The 1,354-nt window shown below is 58.5% G+C and carries 2 protein-coding genes; one reads left to right on the top strand and one right to left on the bottom strand.

The features are described 5' to 3' along the window. Positions 1–6: 6 nt before the first annotated feature. The gene (locus tag KVS69_RS18235) at positions 7–549 is read left to right on the top strand and encodes an RNA 2'-phosphotransferase (RefSeq protein WP_217539412.1); all 543 of its coding nucleotides are present in this window, start codon (positions 7–9) and stop codon (positions 547–549) included. Positions 550–884: 335 nt separating this feature from the next. Here KVS69_RS18235 and KVS69_RS18230 read toward each other — a convergent pair. After that, positions 885–1,354: hypothetical protein (locus KVS69_RS18230; RefSeq protein ID WP_217539411.1), on the bottom strand; the 470-nt coding region annotated here is incomplete at its 5' end.

Here is a 1,354-nt window from a genome sequence, read left to right as displayed (position 1 = left end):
CACCTCATAGAGCCCAGCGAGTTCTTGAGCTACGTGCTGCGCCATCAGCCCGAGGCAATTGGGCTGACGCTGGACGCCGAAGGGTGGGCTGACGTTGATTCACTGATCGCCGGCGCAACGTCCGCTGGCCGAGAGCTGGATCGGGCACTTGTCCAGCAGATCGTGAGTACCAACGACAAGAAGCGCTTCACGCTCTCCGCTGACAACAGCCGCATTCGTGCAGTGCAAGGCCACTCCACAGATACCGTTGCGATACAGCACGTTGCCAAGGTTCCCCCTGCACTGCTCTACCACGGCACGGCGACGCGGAACCTTGACTCGATCCTGGCTGAAGGCCTACGCCCGGGCCAGCGACACCATGTGCACCTTTCCGAAGACACCACCACCGCCACGACCGTTGGCCAGCGTTACGGCAGTCCTATCGTGCTGACAGTTGATGCGCTTCGCATGCATCAACAGGGCTATACGTTCTTCCAGGCTGACAATGGCGTCTGGCTCACTGACCGCGTGCCGAGGGAGTTCGTAGAGCGGAGTGCGATGAAGGGCTAGGCCTTGGATGAATGGTAGGCCCTGATTTCCGCCCAGCGGAACGTATCCGCAAACATCTGTCGGCATCACGGCATGGGACGGAGCCCCGAACACAGCCAAATCTCACGAAGCGTTGCGACGTGGTGCGATGGAGTCTGAAGCTTTGCGCACCGGATGCGGGTGAAGCTTGAAGGGGCTTCGCCCGGCAGCTATAGTTAACTTGACTACGCAGACAGCAGAAAATTTGTCGGCGGAGCTGCGAAGCCTCTCAAGGGGCACATGAAGGGAAATTGCTGGCGGATGGGTTGTTCACTTGAGTGTGGAAACCTGCCAGTGAGGCCGTCCTTCCTACGTAGTCACTTCAGTATTCTGCGTTTCTTGGCCTCGGTCGCGTGATAGCACGTCACCGGGGCCAAGTACCTTCTGCAGCCTTCGATTCGGATCTCCAGGATCGCGGTGGCGTAGTACGGCGTGCCTCGCAGCAGCACTTTTTGCTGGGTGTTGAGGATTACCGACTGACGGTCGCTTCTCCTGTCGTTGCTCGTCTCGCCGCTTGGGGGATTGATCCGCAAGAGGCTCCGCGGGCTATAGGCCTTTGCAACGACGGCTGCGATTTCAGCGACTGAAAGACCGTCTTTGTCTTTTCGAGCTGCGAGTACGTGCCGGATGTAGCCAGGCTTGATCATGATCGCGTAGCAGTTCACCCGTTCCCACCTGTTTTCATCGCAGACCCTGTCGATTTCATCGGCCTGCTTGGGGGTCAACAAGTAGGCAAAGGCGAAAGAATCTGCGTCGCTCTTCCTCCGAGATTGAGCCACGGATTCAA

Source organism: Stenotrophomonas sp. GbtcB23, from assembly GCF_019091045.1.
In the GTDB taxonomy this organism is placed as follows: Bacteria; Pseudomonadota; Gammaproteobacteria; order Xanthomonadales; family Xanthomonadaceae; genus Stenotrophomonas; species Stenotrophomonas rhizophila_A.
This window is presented reverse-complemented; position numbering and strand designations above follow the sequence as displayed.